The organism is Aurantimonas manganoxydans SI85-9A1, assembly GCF_000153465.1.
Taxonomy (GTDB): Bacteria; Pseudomonadota; Alphaproteobacteria; order Rhizobiales; family Rhizobiaceae; genus Aurantimonas; species Aurantimonas manganoxydans.
This window is the reverse complement of sequence record NZ_CH672387.1, coordinates 1744046-1768474: the sequence shown is the minus strand read 5'-3', so window position 1 is coordinate 1768474 and position 24429 is coordinate 1744046. Positions and strand designations below refer to the sequence as shown.

The window sequence follows — 24429 nt, the reverse complement described above, 5'->3', positions numbered from 1 at the left end:
GCCCGGCCGAATACAACGACGGTGCGCAACTTGCGGCCTTGCGCCGCCTGCGCACCGTGGGCACGGCGCGATCAGCCTTCGCCATCGCCCTTCGCCTCGGTGGCACCGGCATCGCCCCCTTCACCCGCCTCGCCGTCCGCCGGCGTCTCCGGCAGGCGGAACACCTGCGCCGGATAGATCAGGTCCGGATCGCGGATCTGGTCGCCATTGGCGAGATAGATGACCGTGTAGCGCTGGCCCTCACCATAAGTCCGCCGTGAAATCTCCCACAGCGTATCGCCCTTGCGGATGATTACCCGCCCATCGGCATTGGCGAGGGCCGGCTGCCGGTTGACCGGCACGTCGGCCTCCTCGCCACCGGCCCGGGTCTCGGCTTCCGGCTGATCCCCGGCGCGGCTGCCCGCCGGATCAGCCTGCGGCCTCTGCGCTTCGGCCTGCTCCGGGCCGGCGGCAGCGTCCGCGCTCTTGGGAGCTTCTGACACGGCGACCTTCGGCGAAGAACCGTCCGACTCGCCCGACGCTGCATTGGCTGCGTCGGCCGCGTCGGTTTCTTCACCGTCGGCGTTGCGCGCGGTCACGCGGCTTTCGTCCGACACGCCGGCCGCAGGTTCCGACGGTGTCGCCTCGGCTGCATCCGGCGTACCGGCAGCAGTCTCATTTGCGTCCGCAACCGTCACCCGACCGGACTTCTCGGTCCCTGCCTCGGGAGAAGTCTCGGCCGTATCCACCGGCCCGGCACTAGCCGTCGCCCGGCTCGCATCTTCGGCATCCGCCATCGACGACGGTGACGTGTCCGGTTCGCCTGCCGACGAAGCCTCTTCGGTGTTCCCGGCCGCGTCGGAAGCTGCACTGTCCTGCGAATCTGTCGTTTGCGACGTGGTCGCCTGCTGCGCTGGTGCCACCGCTGCGGCCGTCGCGCCCTCGGGGCGCGTGAACGGCACCTCGGCGCGGGCCACGACGCGGCCGTCCTGCGAAATCTGGTCGGCGCGCACCAGATGCTCGCCGACGCTCATGCCGGTATCGCCGGTGACCAGGAACCGATCGCCGAAACCGGCCTCGTCCTCGGCCAGGAAGACATTGTCGACATAGACCCGCACCCGCGCGCCGCGCTCGGCGGCGCCGGCGATATAGACCTGCGATCCCTCGACCTCGACCGCCTCGACCCGCAGCAGCGGCACGGTGGACGGGCTCGACGGCACGACGTCGGCACTCGTCTCCCGCGGCAGCATGACGGCGCCGCCCGGCTGTGCCGGCGCATCGCTCGCCGTCACATCCGTTTCGCCCGGCGTGCCAGCGGCACTGTCCGCTGCAATCTCCGCCGGGACCGCCATCGACGGAGTACCCTCCGTAACCGTGTCCGCAGGAGCGGATCCGCCTTCCGCAGGCAGACGCGCAATTGTCTCGCGCGGCGTGGGAGATGCACCGGCGGCATCCGCCGGGTCGGAGGTCCTTGCCCCACTCTCGAACGGCGACGCCGCCTCAGACGGCAGAGCCGGTTGCGCTGCTTCCGAAGCCGCGCCACTCGCGGCAGCCTCTGCACCTGCGGCCGGCATCTCGATGAGCCGGGTCGGCGCATTCGGCGCCTCGACCATTGCCAGCAGCTCACCCGGGCGATCGGGCGGCGGAACGCTGACGATCGCGGTTTCCTGCGAGCGGCTAACGGTGCCGTCCGGCAACGTCGCGCGAATGGTGATCGCATGATCGCCCGGTGGGAGCGGAGCGTCGAGAACCACCGCGAAATCGCCGCCGATCCCGGCGGTATCGCCGCCGAGCACCGTATCGTCCGACATCAACGCGATGCGGCTCTCGGCCGGCGCGCGCCCGGCAATGACGGTGGAGCCGTCGGGCTCGACCCGCAACAGATCGAAGCGCGGCACATCGGAAGCAGCCACTGCGGCCGCGTCGTCGGCACGCCCCTCACCCCGACCGCTCGCCTCCATGGCCGCGGCAGCGGCAGCGTCGACAGAGCCGGCCACCGCGGGATTCTTCGCCACGCCGGCCTCACTGGCGGCCAGCGCGGGATCACCATCAGCACCGTCCTCAGGGCGACCGTCTCCAGACGCATCCGATGCATCGGCAGCGTCCGCATCGGCTGTCGGGGTCACCGCCGCATCGCCATTCTGCGCGGAACCGGCATCGCTCGCCCCCGCAACCGTTCGATTCTCGCCGTCGGATGCGGTTCCCACAGGAGGCTCCGTTCCACCGGCATCGTCGCCCGTGCCGGTACTGCCGGCACCGCCCTCGCCCGCATCCGCGGACGTCTCCGCGACAGTCCCCGCAGCGCTCGTCGCCGAAGAGCCGGCATCATCGCTGGCCGACGGCGCGGAGGCTGCGCTGGCCGTGACATCCGAACCCGTGACCGCACCGGCTTCGGGCGAAGCCGAAGGGTCCTCGACAGATCCAGCATCTGCCTCACCTGAGGTCGCGACATCCGTCTGCGCCGGCTCGGTCGCCGGCTGCCGCAGCGCCTCGGCGTCTTGCCCGGCCTCTTCGCTCATCTCAACGGACGGCGCCGCGCCGGACGTTGCCGAAGCAGTCGCATCTCCCTCTGCGGCCCGCGGCTCGGCCGCACCCTGTGCGCCAAGCGTCCCAGTGTCCGCATCCGCTTCCGAATCGCCCGCCGCCATTTCGGTCGAATCATCCTGGACCGCCTCGGCATCCACCGTCTGGCGACCGGCGTCCTCACCGGCAGCCCCGGCCGTCACCTCGGCCGGATCGCCGCGTTGCGACACCCGCAGCTTTTCACTGCTCAGCATGTCCCAGTAGCCGGCGACGATCGCCGCCTGGAGCACGAGACAGACGAGGACGATTCCGAAAGCTTTTTTCTGCATGATCACACCATTGCCGCCGCCCCGATCGCACGGCCGCTGAACCCCGGGGACAACTCCCTGTGATCTTTAGCGAAGCCCCGACCCGGTCACAAGCGAACCCCGCCGCGCCGAACTGCGGCGGCCCGGCGCGCAGGCGCTCGCCACCCACCGAACCTCGTCCAAGAACCGGGAATTTGGCGAAGACGGCAATTCCCCACGAGTTTTCTCGCCGACGCCCTTGCAAGCACGTGCCACGACGGGTAATCCGCGCAATTGGAGAGGTGGCCGAGTGGTCGAAGGCGCTCCCCTGCTAAGGGAGTATACGGGAGACCGTATCGAGGGTTCGAATCCCTTCCTCTCCGCCACGACCATGTCCTTGGTTAATTTACCGAATTTTCACGCGACTCCGGCTCCATACACAGGAGCCTACACATGCGTGCCCCGTCCTATGTCTGGAAGCGCGGATCGTCGTTCTTCTTCCAGTACGCGATTCCCCACGACCTGATCCCAATCCTCGGCCGCACACCGTTGCGCTCACGATTGCCGGTGAATGAGCCGCGGCTCGCGTCGAGGATTGCTCGCCGAGTTGCGGTCTGCGTGGAGGACATGATGTCGAGAGAGTTTTTCGCCGAGTTCGGCGGTGCCGGGGTGAACCGAACGGAGATCCTCGAAGGCGTCGAGAAGGAAATCGCGACCCTTGGCAAAATGCTCTCGGAAGCGGAACAACGACATTCGCGGAAGAGAGGAAAAACGACAGATGCCGATCGCGTCGCAGAGTTGACCGAACGGTCAGAGCTGTTGTCGTCGTCATTCCTGGCTTTGTGCGATCGGACGCGCCGTCTCGCGACGGACTACGAGCGCGATCTCGACATCTCGCAGCGCACCGTGCGCAAGCTCCGGCATGAACAGGATGAAGCGAATGCGGAAGCACTGGAACTGACCCGCGATCTATCCATCGCGAAATCCTCCGCCGAAGACTCATTCGCCGCGCTATCCGAAACGTCTAAAACTGCAGACGGATACGCCGAGCGTTTGCTACGAGATGAAAGCCTCGGGCGCCGGCTTGGGGTCGTCTTAGAGAGAAACGAGAAACTCATATCGGAAAACGAGAAAATCAACGCGAGACTGGAGAATCGTGGGCCACTCTTCTCGACGACGTTCGATGCCTATGACGCCCATCTCACAATCTCTTCGGTTTCGCCTAAAGAACGAAAGAACCTGCGGCGCCGATGCGAAATTTTCGTCGAGCTTGTCGGTGATAAACCCGTCGCATCATACGATCTCCAAGACCTACAGAGCTTTGCCTATCGCTTAACCCACCTGCCAGAACGTCATTCGATTGATCCTCAGCTTCGGGGGATGTCGGTGTCGCAGATCATCGAAATGGCGACGCAGAATTCCGATGTGATGAGACACAAGCGCTTCATCACGGAAGTCACGATCATGACCGGCTATGTCGGCCGAGTGAAGAGCGCTCTGCGCTATGCGTGTGCGGCCGCAGGTGTGCCTTTTCCGTATGAGAAATTTGGAAAGGTCCGGATAAAGGCTCAGAGTGCATCTGTTGTCCGACACGGCTTCTGGCCTGAGAAGATCAACGTCATCCTTTCCGCGTCGGCGGAGCGACAGAAGCCGGAAGAAGCAATTGTCCCGCTGCTCGCACTGCTGACTGGTGCTCGAATTGGTGAACTGGTGTGGCTCCAGAAAGCTGGCCTCGTTTCGACGCAACGAAAGTACATATTCAATCTGACAAATTCGCATCTTGCTACGGGACGATCATTTAAGTCGGAAAATGCCAGGCGCTTCATGGTCGTTCATGACCGGCTAGTCGAACTTGGATTCGCGGACTGGGTGCATTCGTTTCGAAGCGGCGACGACTTCCTTTTTCCAGGCTTCCATCGGGCGAAGAAACCTGCGGGGGCCGCCTCGAAACGATTTCAGCGCCTTTCAAGGAATGGGATCTGAAAGACGCCCGGGCTGAGGTCTTTCACGCGCTGCGCCACACCTATAAAGACGTAGCGAGGGCCGCGGAGGTATCTGAGCGCACGATTGCATTGCAGACCGGTGATTGCATTGCAGACCGGTCACTCGCTCGATGGCGTTGCGCTCTCGTACGGGATGAAAGCTCTGCGGCATGATGAAATCAAACGTCTCGCAGGGATGGTGCTGCCCTCGGAATGGGAATTCGGTTGCTGGGAGGATACCTTCTCTCGCCTGCGGCAGCGCCGCTCTATTCGGAAACGAACGGCCGTTTCGGCGAGCATCGGCGAACTCGGATGAAACTGGTTCTCGACGATCACAGCTTTCCGATCCGTGGTTTCAGAGACGGTTCAAACGTACCGGGTGCTTGAGTCCCCACGAGCTTTTCAAAACGCGTTTTGATGTAGTCGAAGCCGCAGAAAAGCACCGAGGGGTCAGCATCGACCTCGCGTGTTAAACTCCTTAAAGCCGTCTCGCGTAGTTCGATGTCGTGCAGGCGCGCAGGTCTCGACCGGATTTGATGCTCCATTCGTGCACGTCGCCTTTCGGTATCCCTTTGCACCCTTTCCAGTGCCGCTTTCCGTAAATTCTTAGCGGCCTGAAGCCTAGATTGTGCCGCTTGCAGCGGCTGGGCCGATGCAGTTGGTGTAGATGCCCTCTCCGCCCAAAGAACGGCAAGGATCCGGCGGAGAAATCCTTTCGGCGACTTCATCTGCATATCGAGAGTGCGTTCTTGAACCTCACGCTGACACCGCGCCACGAGATCGTTCGCTGTTCGCAGAGCAGCCTGAAGATCCTCACTTGGTCCGGCGGAGGCCAAGTGAGTTTCTCCGCATTCTGCTCTCGCTCGCGACAACCGGTCCGCTTCGTCCCGGCGCCACTGAAGCCATTGATCCATATTGCTCGGTGCAAGGGAAAGCGCCTCTTCGGTGAAGATACGCAATTTATCCAATGAGGGTTCGCTTACGCGGGCTCGGAACTGTGCTCGGCGCCCGGCCCCCCGCGGTCGATCCGGTCGATCCGGTCGATCTTCCGATGCAGTGCTTCCAAGCTTGCATTCGTCTCGCGCACAACCGCTAGCATAGAGGACTGGAGCGAGATCAGCTGGTTGACGGCGTCGTCTCCGGCTCCCGTCGCGCCTGCTGGGCTGAGCAGGCGAAGGATTTCCTGGGTCTGTCGAAGGATTTCCGGCGCCACGCTGGGCTTGGTCGATGGCGGCTGGCTGGAAGACATGCGCGAATTCCTTTCTGACTATTGCCGACCTTTCCTGAAGCAGGCGGTGGAGAGCTTGGATGGGGACTGCGTCGTGAATGACGAGAATTACCCCGGGTTTGTCACCAGGTCGAAGAGTTAGCCCGAAGTCGGCGAAGGCCTTTTCGACCATTCCGGCAGACTTGCTGCGTGACCAGACCGCACCTGCGAACGAGGCCACCGCTTTCAGGTCGATCTGAGCCTCGCGCTTTAGGCGAGCCGCAGCATGGTGCGAGAAGCGCTGCCCCACACCGGGTCTCAAGTCCGGAAAGCTAGCGACAAGGTTTTCATAAACCGCCGGCGCCTCAGAACGTAATGCTGTGGCGACGGCCGGCAGATGACGTCCACGTTGATGCTCGTGTCCGAATTGATGTTCAGCGATACGAGCAATCTTCTCGTGCCGAAGGAATGAATGCGACGAGGAGAGAACGCCTCCGCCGGCAGGGTCGGTCTCGGGGACCATGAGATGAAGGTGGGAGATGACGTTTCCGTCTTGTCGAAGCTTACGATGCAGCACGGCGACGAACATTCGGAGATCGAACCCAAATTACTTCGACAGAAGTTCCGCGACACGCAACAGCCCGTCAGAACCAATCTCCTCTTCCGACGCAATGATGAAATGCCGGATTCCATGCGTTCGGCCGACGGCGCGGGCACCCCGCTGATAGAAGTCGAGGTCGCTTTCGGATCCGCGGAGAACCGAAATCTCTTCGTTCTCTCTGCCGCGGAAAACGTGTCGTTTAAACGCTGACAGAGACCATTTCGCACGGAGACGGTAGGCTTTGATGATCATCCCGAATGGCCAAGCCGCCGATCGAGAATTGCGCACGTCTCTTCGACGAGGTCTGATGCGGCCCCGTGGCCAACGAGATCCTGGATACGGTTCAACGTCAGCCTAACGCGGACCAAATCGAGTCTTGCAGCCTCATCGAGTACGATACCCTTAGCTTCTCGCTCGCACGCTTGCCGGACCCATGCTGAGAAGGTCTTTTTCGAGCGGCCAGCAGCGCGCCGATAGGCATCGCTGGCGTTTGGGTCAGTCCGAAATTTTAGTACCTCTGTTCGCTTCATGATCTTTCCCGGGGGTGCACGGGGGCTACGCCCCCCTGCGAATGCAGGACCACGTCCTGCATGGCTGGCATAAATTTTCGTGCGTGGTCATGTCCGAAAGCAAATGCCGAATCTCTCACACTATAAGGATGCCAAATTCGGCTGAAGATTCGAGGGGTAGCGTTCTAAAAGCGCGAAGGTGGGCCACACGATTTCGTCGGACGCGGCGTTTGACCAGAGAAAACAAGGTGTGACTGAGCCACCATTCGCTTTACAGCCGAAGTCCATGAAACCTATCGGACGGGCGGAAGACTGAGACCCACATGGATACCCATTTGTCCGAACATAAGGTTCCCCGTGACACTGCTTCGGATGCCGGAGTTCTGGTCTGTGGCTCAGACCCCGGAGGCCGGGTCAGTCAGCCGGCGCCTTCGTCGCAAGAAGGACCGCCAGCGCATTGACGCTGTCTGCCTTGCCGAGGCCGTCGACAGCCTGCAGGAGGGCGCTCGACAGGTCATCGCCGAGGAGCGTGGCGGATTTTGCGGCAAGCCGGGTCTCGATAGTGTCCGGGTCGGCGGCGGCCAGAAGGCCGTGACTGGCGGTCAGTGGCCGGCCGTCCACCGTCTCCACGGACACGCGGGACTGCGTGTCGGTCAGCGTCGGGTCGGCCTCGACCGTGACCTGGTCGCGCAGCGCGACGAGATCGGGGCGCACGCAGTTGGCCTCGTCGTAGACGGCGAGGTCCGCCGTATCGAGCCCGTGAAGGGCCATGGCGGTAACGAGGCGATAGCTGAATTTCGCTTCCAGCCCCGTCGCCGGCTCCGGCTTGTTGCAGACGTCGAGCCAGCGCGGGTTGGTCGAGATCGTCACGCTGCGGATGGCGTCGGGCGTCAGGCCGTCGTCTCGCAGGGTTCGCAGCGCTTCGAGCGTCGCGTGGAGGCCGTGGCAGCAGGCGTGGAACTTGTAGGAGATGTCGGGGAAGACCCAGGTTGCGCCGAGTCCATCGAAGGCAGCCATGTGCCCGGTTCCCGCATGGGTCGGCCCGAAACCCTGGCGGTCCTCGAACCCGTGCGGGTTGGAGGCGACGCCGGCCCGCGCCAGGAGCGCGCAGCTCACGCCGGCCTCGGCGGCAAAGCCCGCGTTCAGCGGTTTTGCCATCGTCCCCATCTGGCTCTTCAGCCCGGATGCGCGCGTCGTCGCGAGCCCCAGCGCGAAGATCATCGCGGCCTCGTCGAGCCCGGCAAGGCGCCCGGCCGCCACGGTCGCACCAAAGGCGCCGGCAGTGCCGGTCTGATGGAAGCCGGCCTCGTAATGCGACCGACCCAGCCAGTCGCCCACCCGGCAGGTCGCCTCGAGCCCGACGACCAGCGCGTCGAGGAAGGCCTGGCCGGACGCCCCTTCCCTCTCCGCCATCGCAAGGGCTGCGGACATCACGACGACGCTCGGATTGCCGATATGCAGGAAATGCGTGTCGTCGTAATCCAGCGCGTGGCTGGTCGCGCCATTGGCAAGTGCCGCCGCGCGCGGCGTCGCTGTCCCGCCGCCGATGAGGCTTGCGCCGGAGCCGGATTCACTTACCGCCATGCGCCGTGCCGCGATCGCCACGGGCTCGCTGCGCCCGGCCAGTCCCGCCGTTGCCCAGTCGAAGAGCGACAGCCGGGCGAAGCGACGGGCGGCGGGCGAACCGGGATCTTCGGCGAGTGCGAAACGGGCGAGACGGGCGGCGATCGACATCAATAGCTCCGCGGCATGCCGAGCACGTGCTCGGCGAGATAGGAGAGGATGAGATTGGTCGAGATCGGCGCCACCTGATAGAGGCGCGTCTCGCGGAACTTGCGCTCCACGTCGTATTCCTCGGCGAAGCCGAAACCGCCATGGGTCTGGACGCAGGCCTCGGCAGCCTCCCAACTCGCTTCTGCCGCCAGCATCTTGGCCATGTTCGCCTCGGCGCCGGGGTTCTCGTTCGCCTCGTAGAGCCGGATCGCCTCGTGCAGCATCAGCTCGGCCGCCCGCATGCGGGCATAGGCCTTGGCGATCGGGAACTGGATGCCCTGGTTCTGGCCGATCGGCCGGCCGAAGACGACCCGCTCGCCGGCATAGGCGGCAGCCTTGTCGATGAACCATTTGGCGTCGCCGATACATTCGGCGGCGATCAGGATCCGCTCGGCGTTCATACCCGAGAGGATGTAGCGGAACCCCTTCCCTTCCTCGCCGATCATGTTGGCGGCCGGCACCGGCACGTCGTCGAAGAAGAGCTCCGTCGTGGCGTGGTTCATCATCGTGCGGATCGGCCGGATGGTCAGGCCGTTCGCCTTGGCCTCGGGCATGTCGACGAGAAAGACCGACAGCCCTTGCGTCTTCTTCTCGACCTGGTCCAGCGGCGTCGTGCGGCAGAGCAGGATCATCAGGTCGGAATGCTCGGACCGCGAGATCCAGATCTTCTGGCCGTTGATCCGGTAGACGTCGCCCTCCCGGCGGGCGGTGGTGCGCAGCGACCCGGTGTCGGTGCCGCTGGTCGGCTCGGTGACGCCGAAGGACTGCAACCGCAGCGTCCCCTCGGCAATCTGCGGCAGATAGGCCTGCTTCTGGGCGTCCGAGCCATGCCGGAGCAGCGTGCCCATCGTGTACATCTGCGCGTGACAGGCGCCCGCATTGCCGCCCTGGCGGTGGATTTCCTCGAGGATCACCGCGGCGGCCGAAAGCGGCAGTCCCGATCCGCCGAATTCTTCCGGGATCAGCGCCGAGAGGAAACCGGCCTCGGTCAGCGCCTTCACGAATTCGGTCGGATAGGCGCGGCGCTCATCCAGTTCGCGCCAGTAGCTGCCCGGGAAATCCTGGCAGAGCCGGCCCACCGCCTCGCGGATCTCGTCATGGGTGTCGATCGTGGTCATGCTGCGCTCCTGTGCTCCAGGACAGCATAGCGTCCGGCGCGGAAACCGGCAGACCGCGCCGGCGATGGAGGGGATAGCCGCCTCCTATGGAGGCCGAGCGATTGGCCACGAAACCGGTTTATCGCTTCCGGTCCCGGCCGAACAAGCTGAATCGATTTCGCAAGGGTTGCGTACAAGCCCCTGACGTCATTCACAATGCGAGACTGCCCCCGCATCTGGCGGCAAGCTGGCGGATAGGGCGCGACTATCGGGCCGATAGACGCCAGCCCGTTTCGAACGGCGGTTCGGCTGGGTAGGATCGGTCATCGGATAAAGCCGCGTCGTGCCAGCGGCTCGCCCTGCCCGCCAATGTCGAAACGAGACCTTTCATGCGCGATCCGGCCAACGCCCGCAGCTTCCTCTTCGTCCCGGCGACCCGCCCGGAGCGGATCTCCAAGGCGTTCGCCTCGGGCGCCGATGCAGTCATCGTCGATCTCGAGGATGCGGTCGCGCCGGCCGACAAGGAGGCGGCACGGGCCGGCCTGCTCGCCGCGCTCGCTGCCGACGCCGGCGTGTTCGTGCGGATCAATGCCGCCGGCACGCCATGGCATGATGCCGACATGGAGTGTCTCGCCCATCCGGGCATTGCCGGCGTGATGCTGGCCAAGGCCGAAACGGCGCAGGACGTCGCCCGGATACCGAAGCCGGTGATCCCGCTGATCGAGACCGCGCGTGGCCTGGCGGCGGCACGAGCCATTGCAGACGCCCCCGGGGTCGTGCGGCTGGCCTTCGGCACCATCGACTTCATGCTCGATCTCGGCCTGCCGGAGGACGCGGAGGCGATGGCGATCTACCGCGCCGAACTGGCACTGGCCTCCCGGCTCGCCGGTCTCGCACCTCCCATCGACGGGGTGACCCCGGCGATCGACGATGTCGACCGCGTCGTCGCGGAAACCCGCCGGGCCCTTGCCTTCGGATTCGGCGCGCGGCTCTGCATCCACCCGGCGCAGATCGGTCCCCTCCACGACACGATGCGGCCCGGTGACGACGCGATCAACCGGGCGCGCCGCATCGTTGCGGCGGCGGAGGCGGCCGGCGGCGGCGCGATCCGGCTCGACGGCGCCATGCTGGACCGGCCGCTGGTCGCCCAGGCCGAAGCACTTCTCGCCCGCGCAGGAGAGCAATAGGGCCGGTGGAAGGCCGTTGGTCAGGCCGTTTCGAGCGTCGCCTGCATGGAGATCACCCCGTCGGAGCGTTCGATGCGCCCCACGCCGCCGGTGCCGGCGGCCGGGTGAACCAGCCGGATCGGCGTCGTGTCGAAGACCGGCGCCAGCGCCCGGAAGGCGAAGCGGCGGACGGATGCTGCACCCGCCATGGCGTCGCAGAGCTTCGTCGCCATCAGCGGGCCGTGGACGATCAGCCCCGGATAACCCTCGACCTCGCGGCAGAAGTTCCGGTCCCAGTGAATCCGGTGGCCGTTATGGGTGAGCGCCGAATAGAAGAACAGCTCCATGTCCGGATGGACGACATAGCCGTCCGGCACGGGATCGCCCGGCGCCCGCAGCGCCTTTTCCGGCAGCCCACGGTCGCGATAGACGATGGTCTGTTGTTCGGCGATCGCGAGCCCGCCATCCTGCTCGATCGCATGGTCGACCGTCACGAAGCAGAGGTCGCCGGTCCGCCCGCTCTTGAAGGCGACATCCGTGATGGTCGAGCGCCGCGTCGCCGGCACGCCGATCCGCAGGGGACGATGCACCGTCACGTCGACGGCCGCCCACATGCGGCGGTGGAACGGCGCCGGCGGCAGGAACAGGCCCAGCCGCTCATGGCCGTCCTCGCCCTGGTTCGCGATCGGAAAGCCGTGGTTGAAATAGGCCCAGTGCCAGGTCGCCGCCGGCAGGTCGGCCTCCGGCGCTGCGACGCCGAGGACATGCGCCAGCTTGGCCGCCGTCTCGGGCGCCATGCTGTCGGTCGCTTCATGCTCGCGCCCGACATAGGCCATGCATTCCCTGCGGATCGCCTCGTCCATCGCTCGTCTGCCTTTTCCTTGCCGCCGGACCACCGCACGCGCCCCGCGCGAACCGCCGGTCTTTCGTCCTGACGGTTTCTGAAGGGATCGCCCCTTACGAGACAGCAAACTAGAGCGCGGCGCGGAGTGCCGTCCAATAGGCCGTCTTCGCGCCGGTCATAGGCTCGCGCTCTGACTGTCGGGGAACTCGGCCTGCCAGATCCCACGCCGCACCAGATCCTCGATGACCCGGATGCAGTGGGTTTCGATGGCCCGGGTCGCCGCCGAGACCGGCCGTCTGGCCGAGCGCACCAGATAGACCGGGCGGCGCATGCGGGGCGAGACGATCTGGCTGCCCAGCAGCCGGCCGGTCTCGGCCAGATCATGCACCGCCGCCGGGGACAGGATGGTGTGGCCGCTGCCGCGGGCGACCAGCGCCTTGATCTGCTGCAGCGAATCCATCTCGGTGACGACCCGCGTCTGCAGCCGCTCGGCCTTGACCACCCGGTCGATCAGCCGACGCAGGCCGTGACGCTGCGACGGCAGGACGAGGTCGAGCGCCATCACCTCGGCCAGCGGCACCGGGACACCGGGCGGTGTCGCAAACGGCCAGTCGTCCGGCGCGGCATAGAACCAGAGATCCTCCATCAGGATCAGCCGCGACGGGCAATCGCCGATCCCGTCCTGGTCGTAGAGCAGCGCCAGGTCGATCTCGCCGCTGGTGACGAGTTCGCGGATATGACCGCTCATCGCCTCGGTGGCACAGAAGCGCACCTGCGGCATCTCCACCCGCACCGTCTCGGCCAGCGGGATCGACAGCGCCATGGAGACCGAAGCCGGCATGCCGAACTCGACCCGGCCCGACGGTTCGGCCCCGATCGCCCGCACCGCGTCCTCGGCCTCTGCCATCAGTCCGCCGATCCGGCAGGAATGGTCGTAGAGCACCTGCCCCGCCTCGGTCGGCACCACGCCCCGCGCGGTTCGCGACAGGAGTTCGGTGCCCAGATGGGTTTCCAGATTGCGGGTCTGCTGTGACAGCGACGGCTGGGCGATGCCGAGCACCCGCGCGGCCGCGCTCATCGATCCGCTGTCGACGATCTGGCGGAAATAGGCGAGTTGGCGTGAGTCCAAGGAAGGCTCCGGGAAATAGGAACACCCTATTGGTAGCGCCCGTGCGCTGGTTCTGTACAGGGCCGCTTCCGCCGGTCGCCTCGCTGCTCTCTAATGCCCCCATGCGAAACCACGATCTCTTCTCCCTCGCGCTCTTCGTGAACATCTGCGAGACGCGCAGCGTCAGCCGGGCCGCCGAACGGATCGTCAGCATCGCACGCGGCCGCGCCGAAAGCGCCTTCGGCGACTTCGAGCACTGGCGCGAGATGATCGCCAACCGGCCCTCCGGCCGCCCGTCGGAACCGGACGAAGTCGCCCGCATCGTTGCGATGCTGGCCGCGCCAGCGGCCCGCTATCTGTCGGGAACAATGGCCGATCTGGATGGCGGCATGCGCCATCGGGGCTGAGCCCGCTCGTGGGTCCCCATCCCGGTCGGCAGCTCAGAGCGCCGTCGGACGATCCCGCCGCGTCGCCAGATAGGAGCGGTCCCGGCTGCGATACCGGCCGTCGCCCTTGCGCCCGACCAGCGCCCCGTCGGAGACCATCAGCTTGCCCCCCAGAACGACGATCGTCGGCCAGCCGGTGAGCTCCAGCCCCTCATAGGGCGAGTAGTCGGCGCCGTCGTGCATCTCGGCGTGCCGGACCGTGCGGGTCAGCGCCGGATCCCAGATCGCGATGTCCGCATCGGCGCCGATGGCGATCGTGCCCTTGCGGGGATAGAGGCCATAGGTCTTGGCCTGGTTGGTCGCCGTCAGCGCCACGAAGCGCGGCAGGTCGATCCGGCCCTTGTTCACCCCTTCGGAAAACAGGATGGGCAACCGCAATTCGACGCCCGGAATGCCGTTCGGAATGTGCCGGAAGCTGGTCATCCCCTTCGGATTGCGCTTTCCCGCCGGGTCGTCATAGCGGAACGGGCAATGGTCGGAGGAGAACAGGTCGAAGACACCGCGTTCGAGCCCGTCCCAGCAGGCCTCCTGGCTCTCCGCATCCCGCGGCGGCGGCGAACAGACGAACTTGGCGCCTTCCCAGTCCATCCCGTCCAGATCGTCGGCGGTCAGCATAAGATATTGCGGGCAGGTCTCGCCGATTACCTTGCGGCCGCGGCGTCGCGCACGCTCGATCTCTTCCATGGACTCCCGGTTCGACACATGGACGATCACCAGCGGCACGTCGGCGACCTCGGCAAGCGACACGGCGCGATGGGTCGCCTCGCGCTCCACCGCCACCGGCCTCGTCGTCGCATGGGCGCGCGGCGCGACGTCGCCTTCGGCCTCGTGGCGGCCGATGAGATAGCGGATCGCGTCCTCGTTCTCGCAATGGACCATGACAAGGGCGCCGGTACGGCGCGCCACATCCATCGTGTCGAGGATCTGGCCGTCGCTGAGCCGCAGATCCTCGTAGGTCATGAACACCTTGAAAGAGGTGTAGCCGTCCTCCACCAGCGCCGGCAGTTCCTGGCCGAGCACCGCGTCCGACGGGTCCGAGACGATCAGGTGGAAGCTGACATCGGTGTAGCAATTGCCGTCGGCGAACGCGTGATAGGCCTTCAGCGCCTCGCGCAGCGGCCGGCCCTTCTCCTGCAGGCAGAACGGCAGGATGGTGGTGTTGCCGCCGAACAGCGCCGAGCGTGTGCCGCTCTCGAAATCGTCGGCCATGACGATCCCCTCGCCCGAGGGTTGGGCGATATGCACATGGCTGTCGATCCCGCCCGGCAGGACATAGCGCCCGGTGGCGTCGATGCTCTCGACCGCCTCACCGAGGTCGCGGCCGATCTGCACGATCACGCCGTCGCGGATGCCGATATCGGCTTGGAACACGTCGGACGCGGTGGCGATCGTGCCGTTCTGGATGACGAGGTCGTAGGGCATGGGCGGTCCGGATCGATGAAACGAAGGAATGGCTGCCCGGCGCGGTCTCGGCCAGGCAGCGGGATAGGAAAGTGCGTCTAGAGCGCCGGTTCGAGGGCGGCGATCAGCCGGTCGACCTCGTCCAGCGTGTTGTAGTGAACCATCGACACCCGCACGACGCCGTTCTGCGGCGCCAGGCCGAGATCCAGGATCAGGCGCTTGGCGTAGAAATCCCCGTGCCGGATGCCGATCATGTGCGGATCGACCTGGTCGACGATGGCCTTGGAATCGCGATCGCCGGCAATGAAGCTGATCGTCGCCACCCGGTCCTCGACGGCGCTCGAATTGCGGCCGACGATGCGGATCGAATTGCGGCTGCCGAGGAAATCGAGAAGCCGCGCGGTGATCGCCCGCTCCTGTTCGGCAATGTCGCGGAAACCGGCCTCGATCGCCCCGCGGCCCGCCGTGGCGTCGGCCATGACACCCAGTTCCTCGACATAGTCGATGGCGCCGACCGCGCCATGGGCGAGTTCGTAATTGATGTTGCCCGGCTCCAGCTTGTGCGGCACGGCGTCCTTGCCGAAGAAGAAATGGTAGATGTTGTCAAGCTCGAGAAGCCGGTCCCGCCGGCCCCACATCACCCCGACATGCGGGCCGAAGACCTTGTAGGCGCTAAAGATGTAGTAGTCGGCGCCAAGCGCCTGGACGTCCACGGCGCGGTGCGGCGCATAAGCGACGCCGTCGACGCAGACCTGCGCGCCGCTCGCATGGGCAATCTGCGAGATCTCGGCGATCGGATTGATGGTGCCGAAGATGTTCGAGGCATGGGTGACGCAGACGAGCTTGGTGCGCTCGCTCATCAGGTCCTTCAGGTCGTCAAGATCGAGCTCCAGCGTTTCCGGATCGCAGTTCCAGAACCTGACGACGACGCCGCGGGCCTCGTGCTTCAGCCAAGGGCCGATATTGGCCTCGTGGTCGGTGTTGGTCACGATGATCTCGTCGCCGGCGGACAGGCTGCCGGTCATCGCCTCCGACAGCACCCGGATCAGCATGGTGGTCGAGGCGCCCATGACGATCTCGCCGGCATCGGCGGCGTTCAGATAGCGGGCGAAGGCGTTGCGCGCCTCGCGCACCCGTTCCGTCGAGCGCTGGCTCGGCGCGTAGGTCGCGCCGGTCTGGACGTTGGATGTCAGCAGATAGTCGGAAATCCGGTCGGCCACCCGCGACAGCACCTGACTGCCGCCGGCATTGTCCATGAAGACCCAGTCGCCGGAAAGCGCCGGAAACTGCCGGCGGACGAAGTCCATGTCGAGTGCCATCGGATGTGCCTTTCGGTCTCTGCCAGAATGAGCGGGATTGTCCGCGCGAGTCAGTGATTGAGGACGGCGTCGAGGAAGGCGCGGGCGCGCTCGTTCCGGGTCGCCGTGAAGAAGGTTTCGGGCGTCGAGATCTCCTTGATCTCGCCGGCCTCCATGAAGACGATGCGATCGGCCACCTGCCGGGCAAAACCCATCTCGTGGGTCACCAGCATCATGGTCACCCCCTCGCCCGCCAGCCCCTTGATGACGTCGAGCACCTCGCCGACCATTTCCGGGTCGAGCGCCGAGGTCGGCTCGTCGAAGAGGAGGATGCGCGGCTCCATGGCCAGCGCCCGCGCAATGCCGACGCGCTGCTGCTGGCCGCCGGAGAGCTGGACCGGATATTTCTCCGCCTGTTCGGCAATGCCGACCCGTTCGAGCAGGCGCCGGGCGCGGGCGCGGCTCTCCTGCCAGCTGAGGCCGCGCACCCGCACAGGGCCGAGCGCGACATTGTCGAGAACGGTGTGGTTGGGAAACAGATTGAACGCCTGGAAGACCATGGCAACTTCCTGACGCACGCTCTGCAGCCTGCGTCCCGCCTCGACCCGCGTGCCGTCGACGACGACGTCGCCGGCATCATATTGCTCGAGAAGGTTGATGCAGCGGATCAGCGTCGACTTGCCGGAGCCGGACGGGCCGAGCAGCACCACGACCTCGCCGGCGGCGACCTCGAGGTCGATGTCCTTCAACGCCTCGAACTTGCCGAAGCGCTTGCCGACGCCGCGCATCTCGATGATCGGCCGGGACGCCCCCATCATCGCGCTCCCTTCCTGGCATGGCGCGCCTCGAAGACGGCGACGAGACGCACCAGTGGCAACAGCAGCAGGAGATAGAGGATCGCCGCGCCGATCAGCGGCGTCGGATTGGCCGCCAGCGCCTGCGCCTGCGTCGCCTGCTTCAGGAGGTCCGGCAACGCCACCACCGAGGCGAGCGCGGTGTCCTTCATGACATTGATCGAATTGTTGGTGAGCGGCGGGATGACGATGCGGATCGCCTGCGGCAGAACCACGTCGCGCATCAGGAACCACTGGCTGAGCCCGATCGACTGGGCCGCCTCGAACTGGCCCCGCGGGATCGCCTCGATGCCGGCGCGGTAAATCTCCGCCGTATAGGCGCTTGAGATCATGGTCAGCGCCGTCGTCGCCGAGGCGAAGGCCGACAGCCGGATGCCGACGAAGGGCAGCGCGTAATAGACGATGACCAGCCAGACCAGCACCGGCAGCGCGCGGAACACGTCGACATAGGCGACGACGAGGAATTTCAGGATCGGGTGCCCGTAGATCCGCATCATCGCCAGAACGAGGCCGCCGACCAGGCCGAGCACGATGGACAGGGCTCCGAGCGCGATCGTCCGCCACAAGCCTTCCAGGAGCAGCGGGTAATAGCGCAGGAGCACGTCGATGTTGAAGAAGGTGTGGACGATATCCATCAGGCCGCCGACTGTTCCGAAAAAGGCGTCGGGGCCGGACGCGAAGCGCCCGGCCCATCGGTCGGATTACGACTTCGGCTTCGGCATCTCGCGCACTTCCACCGTGCTGGTGGTCGCCTCCGGCTGCGTGCCGAACCATTTCTCGTGCAGATCGGCGATGTAGCCTTCGTCCTTCAGGGTCGTCAGAACCTCGTTGGCCTTGCCCGCCAGTTCGCTGTCCTTGGCGAACATCATCGAATATTGCTCGCCCGTGGCCAGACGCTCGACGACCTTCATCTCGGGCTTGTCCTTGAGATAATAAGCGACTGCGGGGATGTCGGAGACATAGGCGTCGATGCGCCCCGCCGCGAGATCGAGCATGGCCGGGCTCAGGCCCTCGTAGCGGCTGATGCCGGCCAGGCCCCATTCGCTCTCGCGCTCGGTCGAATAGATGTCGCCGGTCGAGCCCGTGTCGACGCCGACGGTCTTGCCCTTCAGGTCGCCGCTGCCGGCGATGCCGGAATCGGCCCGGGTCGAGAGCGACTGGTCGCTGTCGTAATAGGGCTGCGCGAAGGACACCGACTGGAGCCGCTCGTCGGTGATGGTGATCGAGGAGATCGCCACGTCGATGCGGCCGGACTGGACGGCGGAGAACAGGCCGTTGAACGGCACGTTCTGGATGTCGACCTCGTCATAGCCGAGGCGGTCGGCGACCTTCTTGAGCAGATCGACCTCGAAGCCGACGATCTCGGAATTCTCGTCCTGGAACTCCCAGGGCACGTTGCCGATATTGGCGCCCGCCGTCAGCGTTTCGGCGAGCGACGGACCGGCGACCAGAAGGAGCGCGGTGGTGGCGGCGGCAATCATGTGGGTCCGGATCATGCAAGTCTTCCCTGTCTCGTTGGTGGAGCGCACCGGCGCGTGGCCGGCCTGAAGATCGAACTAGATGGCGTGACGTCCCGCAGCACCTGCTTCTACCGTCGGCATGCAGATGCCTATATTTTTCGCATGCACTTGAGAGCACAAAGTGTATGCGAATTATTCCTGCGCGCAATCCCGCAGGGAGATTTTCTCCGGAATTCGGGAATGGACGGGTCAGCACGCCGCTAAATGCGGTGTCGAGCGCGAACGTCGCGATGAAGGCAGAGGACCGTCCGGCATCCCACTCATGGGGATGTCCAGCGGCGGTCAAGCTAGCGGTGAACGCTGGCCTCCGGATGCGCAGAGCTTTGGAACACCACGACTCTGCTCGCTTCCGGCGCGCCCCCAGCAACGAAGAGCGGCGGTGCCTCCAGCAACCGTGGAGCGCGGCGCCCGCGACTGCGCGCCACCTCCGGGCGCGTTCGCCATCAGCCCCGCCGGGCCCACCATCTGCGCCTTCGCAAGCCAACTGGCGGACGCGATCGCGCCGCGTCAGTCCTCGACGTAGGGCGCCAGAATATCGACGAGGTTCCTAGTGCCCCGGTCGGCATCGGGGAGGAACGCACGGTCGGCCACGGCTTCCAGATGCCCGGCCATCAGCCGCATGGCCGCGTCGCGATCGCCCTTCGCCAGCGCCTCCACCAGGGAGCGATGCTCGTTGACGGCGCATTCCGGGGAATGCGGGCGGCCATAGGCCGAGAGCGACAGGCCGCTGCGATAGGCCACCTCGCTGACATAGCGAATGAGGATCGGCTTGCCGGTCATCCGGGCAAGCAGCACGTGAAAGTCCGTCGCGAGCCGGATCGACGCGGCCTCGGGACCTCCGGCAGCCTTGTCCTGCGCCGCGATATGGGCGTTCAATTCGGCGATCTGCTCCGGGCCGAGCGCGCCGGCCAGATGCCGGACCACCAGCCGCTCCAACTCGACACGGATGTCGAAGGTGTCGCGCGCCTCCTCGAAAGTGGGCGTCGCCACAACCGCGATCCGGTTGCGCCGGAGATCGACCAGCCCTTCGCCGGCCAGTTGGCCAAGCGCCTGCCGTGCGATCGTGCGACTGACGCCGAAACGTTCGCCGAGCGCGTCCTCCGGGAGTTTGTCGCCCGGCGCCAGCGCGCGTTCGATGATCGCCCGCCGGATGGCGAGGCAGATCCGATCGACGCGGCTGGCGGAATCCCGTGACAATGCCATCGGCGGATGATGCTCCTCTTCGCAGTTCCCACCTGATCGCATACCACACGGTATCGAAAGTCCATACGTGTCAGGGCGCTGTACGCCACCCGTCCTCACGCGATGCCGGATCGGCTAACGGGTCCGGGCTATCTCCGTAACCGCAGAATGTCACGCATCGACGCGCATCCGCCAGACAAAGTCGCGGCTGGCCCCGGGCGGCAGGACCAGGATCCCCGGCTTGTCGATGAAGGCACCATCCCAGCCGACCGGGCTCGCCATCGAGAACCAGGGTTCGATGCACACGAACGGCGCACCGCCGGATCGCGACCAGATGCCGAGATCCTTGTAGCCGTCCCAACCGATGGTGATCGAACGGACAGTCTCACCATCCGGCGCATGCGCGGCATAGGTCATGCTGCGGCTGGCGACAGCCGGCATCACCAGCGCATCGCGCGCAAACAGCGCTTCCGACAAGGGCAGCGTCCGGCCATCGAAAGGCAGTGGTTTTTCGGCGCCGAGCAGCGCATCGCTGACCGACAGGGCGACGCCCGTCTCCTCGCGGTCGAAGTGGATTGCATGGTCCGTCTTGGCCACGCCGTCGACCAGAGGCCAGCGAAACCCCGGATGAGCGCCGACGCCGCAGGGCAGCGGCCGCTCACCGGGATTGCTCACCCGCGTCGTAACAGTCAGGGTCGCCTCGGTCACCTCGTAGATGAGTTCGAGGACGAAGGAATAAGGATAGGCGCGTCGGGACACCGCGTCGTCGGTGAGGCGGAGCACGCACCGCCGCGTCGAATGCGCGATCCAGGTGAAGCGGCAATCCCGGGCAAAGCCATGCTGCCCGAGTGTATGCGCCTTCCCGCCGTCGCGCAGGACGTTGCCGGCGAGCTTCCCGACAATGGGAAACAGGACCGGCGCCTGCCGCGGCCATTCGGGGCCGCCCTGCCAGAGGAGTTCCTCCCCCGCCGCGTCGCGCAGGCTCACCAGTTCGGCCCCTGCGTCACGGATGACGGCGCGAACGCCCTCGGCTGCGATCTCATGCGTTTCCATCATCGTCCGCCTCCCCTCACTTCATACCCCGAACGCAAAAAGCCCCTCGGCTGGGGGGCGCGAGGGGCTTTGTGTGTTGCGGCGTGAAGAAGAAGGGGTCTCTGGGCAACTTGCGATTTGCAGACCTGGCGGCGACCGACTTTCCCGCGTCTTGAGACGAAGTATCATGGGCGCTGGGGCGTTTCACGGCCGAGTTCGGAATGGGATCGGGTGCGGCCGCCCCGCTAGAACCACCAGGTCGGCAAATGGCAAGTTGGAAGCTGGTCTTGAGAGGGCATTGTGTTTGTGTTGCGCACCCTTTTGGGGGTGGGCATTGACGAATGAGAATGATCAAGCCGATCGAGCGATTAGTACCGGTAAGCTTCATGCGTTGCCGCACGTCCACACCCGGCCTATCAACGTGGTGGTCTACCACGGCTCTGATAGGGAGAACTCGTTTTCAGGTGGGTTTCCCGCTTAGATGCCTTCAGCGGTTATCCCGACCGTACATAGCTACCCTGCACTGCGGCTGGCGCCACAACAGGTCCACCAGAGGTACGTCCAACCCGGTCCTCTCGTACTAGGGTCAGATCCTGTCAATTCTCCTGCACCCACGGCAGATAGGGACCGAACTGTCTCACGACGTTCTGAACCCAGCTCACGTACCGCTTTAATTGGCGAACAGCCAAACCCTTGGGACCTGCTCCAGCCCCAGGATGCGATGAGCCGACATCGAGGTGCCAAACAACCCCGTCGATATGGACTCTTGGGGGTCATCAGCCTGTTATCCCCGGCGTACCTTTTATCCGTTGAGCGATGGCCCTTCCACGCGGGACCACCGGATCACTATGACCGACTTTCGTCTCTGCTCGACTTGTCTGTCTCGCAGTCAGGCGGGCTTATGCCATTGCACTCGACGACCGATTTCCGACCGGTCTGAGCCCACCATCGCGCGCCTCCGTTACTCTTTAGGAGGCGACCGCCCCAGTCAAACTACCCACCATACACTGTCCCGGATCCGGATAACGGACCGCGGTTAGACATCCATGACGATAAGGGTGGTATTTCAAGGATGGCTCCACGCGAGCTGGCGCCCACGCTTCAAAGCCTACCACCTATCCTACACATGCCGACACGAATGCCAGTGTAAAGCTATAGTAAAGGTGCACGGGGTCTTTCCGTCTGACCGCAGGAACCCCGCATCTTCACGGGGAATTCAATTTCACTGAGTCTATGTTGGAGACAGCGGGGAAGTCGTTACGCCATTCGTGCAGGTCGGAACTTACCCGACAAGGAATTTCGCTACCTTAGGACCGTTATAGTTACGGCCGCCGTTTACTGGGGCTTCGATTCAGAGCTTGCACCCCTCCTCTTAACCTTCCAGCACCGGGCAGGCGTCAGACCCTATACGTCGTCTTGCGACTTCGCAGAGCCCTGTGTTTTTGATAAACAGTCGCTACCCCCTGGTCTGTGCCACCCCCACCCACTTGCGTAAATGGGGGTCACGCTTCTTCCGAAGTTACGCGTGCAATTTGCCGAGTTCCTTCAACATAGTTCTCTCAAGCGCCTTGGTATACTCTACCAGTCCACCTGTGTCGGTTTCGGGTACGGTCTATACGGTGGGGCTATTTCCTGGAACCTCTTCACCGCACGATCAATCCAATAAGACCGTACGATACACGAGATCCGTCACTCTCCACCAGGCCCACGATTATTAACGTGGTTCCCATCGACTACGCCTTTCGGCCTCGCCTTAGGGGCCGGCTAACCCTGCTCAGATTAACTTTAAGCAGGAACCCTTGGACTTTCGGCGAGGGAGTCTCTCACTCCCTTTATCGTTACTCATGTCAGCATTCGCACTTCCGATACCTCCAGCAGCCCTCACGGGTCCGCCTTCACAGGCCTACGGAACGCTCCGCTACCGCTCGTCAAAGACGAGCCCACAGCTTCGGTGTATGGCTTGAGCCCCGGTACATTTTCGGCGCAAAGACTCTTGATTAGACCAGTGAGCTGTTACGCTTTCTTTAAATGATGGCTGCTTCTAAGCCAACATCCTGGTTGTTTTGGAATCTTCACATCCTTTCCCACTTAGCCATAACTTGGGGACCTTAGATGGTGGTCAGGGTTGTTTCCCTCTCCACGACGGACGTTAGCACCCGCCGTGTGTCTGCCGGATAGCACTTCCAGGTATTCGGAGTTTGATTAGGTTTGGTAAGTCGGTGAGACCCCCTAGCCCATTCAGTGCTCTACCCCCTGGAGTGTTCATCCGACGCTCTACCTAAATAGATTTCGCGGAGAACCAGCTATTTCCGAGTTTGATTGGCCTTTCACCCCTAGCCACAAGTCATCCCGATCTATTGCAACAGATATGGGTTCGGTCCTTCAGTGCGTGTTACCGCACCTTCAACCTGCTCATGGCTAGATCACTCGGTTTCGGGTCTAATCCGACGAACTGAACGCCCTGTTCAGACTCGCTTTCGCTACGCCTCCACCTATCGGCTTAAGCTTGCTCGCCAGACTAAGTCGCTGACCCATTATACAAAAGGTACGATGTCACCCAGGACGAACCTTGAGCTCCATCTGTTTGTAGGCATTCGGTTTCAGGTACTATTTCACTCCCCTTGTCGGGGTGCTTTTCACCTTTCCCTCACGGTACTGGTTCGCTATCGGTCATGCACGAGTACTTAGGCTTAGAGGGTGGTCCCCCTAATTTCAGACAGGATTTCACGTGTCCCGCCCTACTCGAGGACCATCGGAGACATTATGCGTACGGGGCTATCACCCACTCTTGCCAGGCTTTCCAACCTGTTCCGCTTCTTCTCTCGATGGCCACTGGCCTGGTCCGCGTTCGCTCGCCGCTACTGACGGAGTCTCGGTTGATGTCCTTTCCTTCGGGTACTTAGATGTTTCAGTTCCCCGAGTTCGCTTCTAACCCCTATGTATTCAGAGCTAGATACCTTTTATAGACACCTGTTAATCCAAACGGTTCGCAAAACACGAAGTCTTGCCAACCGCTTGAACTTAACAGGCGTCAAAGGTGGGTTGCCCCATTCGGAAATCCACGGATCAAAGCTTATTCGCAGCTCCCCATGGCTTATCGCAGCGTATCACGTCCTTCATCGCCTGTGCATGCCAAGGCATTCACCAAATGCCCTTAAGTCACTTGATCATTCTCATCGTCAATGCCCACCATCCCGGCCCCGCCTGAGCGGCACCAGGAGAGAGAGGCGAACATTCACAATGTCCTCTTCGAACACCGCAAATCCCGGCAAGGTGTGCAACCTCGTCCAAGATCCTGCAGCGGTGTTCTATCTGTCGACCGGGCGGCTAAACCCGATCGACGAAAGACCAGCTTCTTGAGACAGACCCCGACAATGTGCGGTCAGGCACATCGATCATGGGACGAAAGGCTTGTTGTCTCCAGTGCCGGGCGATGAACCCTTCACCGGAACCCTTCGTCGACAGATCGTCCAAACCCTGAGCGGGGCATGACCAGCAAAGCTGGCCAAAATGACGACCTTCGAGATCCGTCTTCTTCTTCACGATGATGATTGAGAACAGGCAGTCACCCGAACCGAAGTTCGAGGCTGCAAACCATTGTCTTTCTCCTGGATGTAATC

18 protein-coding genes, 1 tRNA gene and 2 rRNA genes are annotated in these 24429 nt (G+C 64.1%); 5 read left to right on the top strand and 16 right to left on the bottom strand.

Annotated elements, in window-relative coordinates:
- Positions 1 to 71 precede the first annotated feature (71 nt).
- A complete protein-coding gene (locus tag SI859A1_RS20315; protein ID WP_060567664.1) occupies positions 72 to 2831 on the bottom strand; it encodes a LysM peptidoglycan-binding domain-containing protein in 2760 nt (919 codons plus the stop codon).
- A 254-nt stretch (positions 2832 to 3085) separates the two neighbouring features.
- Here SI859A1_RS20315 and SI859A1_RS08365 point away from each other — a divergent pair.
- Together SI859A1_RS08365 and SI859A1_RS08360 are read left to right on the top strand one after the other, a co-directional pair.
- Positions 3086 to 3175 (top strand) — tRNA-Ser (locus SI859A1_RS08365).
- 67 nt (positions 3176 to 3242) lie between these two features.
- A complete protein-coding gene (locus SI859A1_RS08360; RefSeq protein WP_009209362.1) occupies positions 3243 to 4772 on the top strand; it encodes a site-specific integrase in 1530 nt (509 codons plus the stop codon).
- Between the two features lie 331 nt (positions 4773 to 5103).
- On the opposite strand, the gene SI859A1_RS21415 is transcribed toward SI859A1_RS08360, so the two are convergent.
- Positions 5104 to 5739, bottom strand: a complete 636-nt coding sequence (locus SI859A1_RS21415; protein WP_148233780.1) for a hypothetical protein — start codon at positions 5737 to 5739, stop codon at positions 5104 to 5106.
- Between the two features lie 11 nt (positions 5740 to 5750).
- Entirely contained in the window at positions 5751 to 6020 is a 270-nt protein-coding gene (locus tag SI859A1_RS08355; protein WP_040325570.1) for a hypothetical protein, read from the bottom strand.
- A gap of 484 nt (positions 6021 to 6504) precedes the next feature.
- On the opposite strand from SI859A1_RS08355, the gene SI859A1_RS08350 reads away from it, so the two are divergent.
- On the top strand, positions 6505 to 6789 hold the full coding sequence (locus tag SI859A1_RS08350; RefSeq protein WP_148233779.1) for a hypothetical protein: 285 nt from the start codon (positions 6505 to 6507) through the stop codon (positions 6787 to 6789).
- A 713-nt stretch (positions 6790 to 7502) separates the two neighbouring features.
- Here SI859A1_RS08350 and SI859A1_RS08345 read toward each other — a convergent pair.
- Together SI859A1_RS08345 and SI859A1_RS08340 are read right to left on the bottom strand one after the other, a co-directional pair.
- The gene (locus SI859A1_RS08345) at positions 7503 to 8822 is read right to left on the bottom strand and encodes an MmgE/PrpD family protein (protein WP_009209360.1); all 1320 of its coding nucleotides are present in this window, start codon (positions 8820 to 8822) and stop codon (positions 7503 to 7505) included.
- Positions 8822 to 9979 (bottom strand): acyl-CoA dehydrogenase family protein, encoded by a 1158-nt coding sequence (locus SI859A1_RS08340; protein ID WP_009209359.1) that lies wholly within the window; start codon positions 9977 to 9979, stop codon positions 8822 to 8824. The genes SI859A1_RS08345 and SI859A1_RS08340 overlap by 1 nt, the downstream gene beginning before the upstream one ends.
- A gap of 368 nt (positions 9980 to 10347) precedes the next feature.
- On the opposite strand from SI859A1_RS08340, the gene SI859A1_RS08335 reads away from it, so the two are divergent.
- Positions 10348 to 11145 (top strand): HpcH/HpaI aldolase/citrate lyase family protein, encoded by a 798-nt coding sequence (locus SI859A1_RS08335; RefSeq protein WP_009209358.1) that lies wholly within the window; start codon positions 10348 to 10350, stop codon positions 11143 to 11145.
- Positions 11146 to 11165: 20 nt separating this feature from the next.
- Here SI859A1_RS08335 and SI859A1_RS08330 read toward each other — a convergent pair whose 3' ends face one another.
- Together SI859A1_RS08330 and SI859A1_RS08325 are read right to left on the bottom strand one after the other, a co-directional pair.
- The gene (locus tag SI859A1_RS08330) at positions 11166 to 11987 is read right to left on the bottom strand and encodes an HTD2 family dehydratase (RefSeq protein ID WP_009209357.1); all 822 of its coding nucleotides are present in this window, start codon (positions 11985 to 11987) and stop codon (positions 11166 to 11168) included.
- 156 nt (positions 11988 to 12143) lie between these two features.
- Positions 12144 to 13097 carry a LysR substrate-binding domain-containing protein gene (locus SI859A1_RS08325; protein ID WP_009209356.1) on the bottom strand — a complete coding sequence of 318 codons (954 nt, stop codon included), beginning with the start codon at positions 13095 to 13097 and terminating at the stop codon, positions 12144 to 12146.
- A 101-nt stretch (positions 13098 to 13198) separates the two neighbouring features.
- On the opposite strand from SI859A1_RS08325, the gene SI859A1_RS08320 reads away from it, so the two are divergent.
- Complete coding sequence (locus SI859A1_RS08320) at positions 13199 to 13483, top strand: SDR family oxidoreductase (RefSeq protein ID WP_040325566.1); 285 nt, start codon at positions 13199 to 13201, stop codon at positions 13481 to 13483.
- Between the two features lie 33 nt (positions 13484 to 13516).
- Here the strand turns inward: SI859A1_RS08320 and hydA are convergent, their stop codons facing one another.
- The 9 genes from hydA to SI859A1_RS08275 form a co-directional block, all read right to left on the bottom strand.
- The gene (gene hydA, locus SI859A1_RS08315; RefSeq protein WP_009209354.1) at positions 13517 to 14944 is read right to left on the bottom strand and encodes a dihydropyrimidinase; all 1428 of its coding nucleotides are present in this window, start codon (positions 14942 to 14944) and stop codon (positions 13517 to 13519) included.
- Between the two features lie 77 nt (positions 14945 to 15021).
- Complete coding sequence (locus SI859A1_RS08310) at positions 15022 to 16242, bottom strand: cysteine desulfurase-like protein (RefSeq protein WP_009209353.1); 1221 nt, start codon at positions 16240 to 16242, stop codon at positions 15022 to 15024.
- Between the two features lie 50 nt (positions 16243 to 16292).
- Positions 16293 to 17039: an amino acid ABC transporter ATP-binding protein gene (locus tag SI859A1_RS08305; protein WP_009209352.1), complete on the bottom strand. Its 747-nt coding sequence runs from the start codon at positions 17037 to 17039 to the stop codon at positions 16293 to 16295.
- Complete coding sequence (locus SI859A1_RS08300) at positions 17036 to 17710, bottom strand: amino acid ABC transporter permease (protein WP_009209351.1); 675 nt, start codon at positions 17708 to 17710, stop codon at positions 17036 to 17038. The genes SI859A1_RS08305 and SI859A1_RS08300 overlap by 4 nt, the downstream gene beginning before the upstream one ends.
- Positions 17711 to 17776: 66 nt before the next feature.
- Positions 17777 to 18571, bottom strand: a complete 795-nt coding sequence (locus tag SI859A1_RS08295) for a transporter substrate-binding domain-containing protein (protein ID WP_040325563.1) — start codon at positions 18569 to 18571, stop codon at positions 17777 to 17779.
- Between the two features lie 531 nt (positions 18572 to 19102).
- Positions 19103 to 19798: a GntR family transcriptional regulator gene (locus SI859A1_RS08290; RefSeq protein WP_040325561.1), complete on the bottom strand. Its 696-nt coding sequence runs from the start codon at positions 19796 to 19798 to the stop codon at positions 19103 to 19105.
- Positions 19799 to 19948: 150 nt separating this feature from the next.
- Complete coding sequence (locus tag SI859A1_RS08285) at positions 19949 to 20833, bottom strand: aldose 1-epimerase family protein (protein WP_009209348.1); 885 nt, start codon at positions 20831 to 20833, stop codon at positions 19949 to 19951.
- Positions 20834 to 20953: 120 nt separating this feature from the next.
- Positions 20954 to 21068, bottom strand: a 5S ribosomal RNA gene (gene rrf / locus SI859A1_RS08280).
- An 88-nt stretch (positions 21069 to 21156) separates the two neighbouring features.
- Positions 21157 to 23978, bottom strand: a 23S ribosomal RNA gene (locus tag SI859A1_RS08275).
- Positions 23979 to 24429 lie beyond the last annotated feature (451 nt).

Coding starts and splice junctions, on each gene's coding strand:
- hydA (WP_009209354.1), bottom strand. CDS start 14,944: ATGCCCTACGACCTCGTCATCCAGAACGGCACGATCGCCACCGCGTCC.
- SI859A1_RS08330 (WP_009209357.1), bottom strand. CDS start 11,987: ATGGACGAGGCGATCCGCAGGGAATGCATGGCCTATGTCGGGCGCGAG.
- SI859A1_RS08305 (WP_009209352.1), bottom strand. CDS start 17,039: ATGATGGGGGCGTCCCGGCCGATCATCGAGATGCGCGGCGTCGGCAAG.
- SI859A1_RS08345 (WP_009209360.1), bottom strand. CDS start 8,822: ATGTCGATCGCCGCCCGTCTCGCCCGTTTCGCACTCGCCGAAGATCCC.
- SI859A1_RS08320 (WP_040325566.1), top strand. CDS start 13,199: ATGCGAAACCACGATCTCTTCTCCCTCGCGCTCTTCGTGAACATCTGC.
- SI859A1_RS08310 (WP_009209353.1), bottom strand. CDS start 16,242: ATGGCACTCGACATGGACTTCGTCCGCCGGCAGTTTCCGGCGCTTTCC.
- SI859A1_RS08300 (WP_009209351.1), bottom strand. CDS start 17,710: ATGGATATCGTCCACACCTTCTTCAACATCGACGTGCTCCTGCGCTAT.
- SI859A1_RS08285 (WP_009209348.1), bottom strand. CDS start 20,833: ATGATGGAAACGCATGAGATCGCAGCCGAGGGCGTTCGCGCCGTCATC.
- SI859A1_RS08335 (WP_009209358.1), top strand. CDS start 10,348: ATGCGCGATCCGGCCAACGCCCGCAGCTTCCTCTTCGTCCCGGCGACC.
- SI859A1_RS08355 (WP_040325570.1), bottom strand. CDS start 6,020: ATGTCTTCCAGCCAGCCGCCATCGACCAAGCCCAGCGTGGCGCCGGAA.
- SI859A1_RS08360 (WP_009209362.1), top strand. CDS start 3,243: ATGCGTGCCCCGTCCTATGTCTGGAAGCGCGGATCGTCGTTCTTCTTC.
- SI859A1_RS08340 (WP_009209359.1), bottom strand. CDS start 9,979: ATGACCACGATCGACACCCATGACGAGATCCGCGAGGCGGTGGGCCGG.
- SI859A1_RS08290 (WP_040325561.1), bottom strand. CDS start 19,798: ATGGCATTGTCACGGGATTCCGCCAGCCGCGTCGATCGGATCTGCCTC.
- SI859A1_RS08295 (WP_040325563.1), bottom strand. CDS start 18,571: ATGATCCGGACCCACATGATTGCCGCCGCCACCACCGCGCTCCTTCTG.
- SI859A1_RS08350 (WP_148233779.1), top strand. CDS start 6,505: ATGAAGGTGGGAGATGACGTTTCCGTCTTGTCGAAGCTTACGATGCAG.
- SI859A1_RS20315 (WP_060567664.1), bottom strand. CDS start 2,831: ATGCAGAAAAAAGCTTTCGGAATCGTCCTCGTCTGTCTCGTGCTCCAG.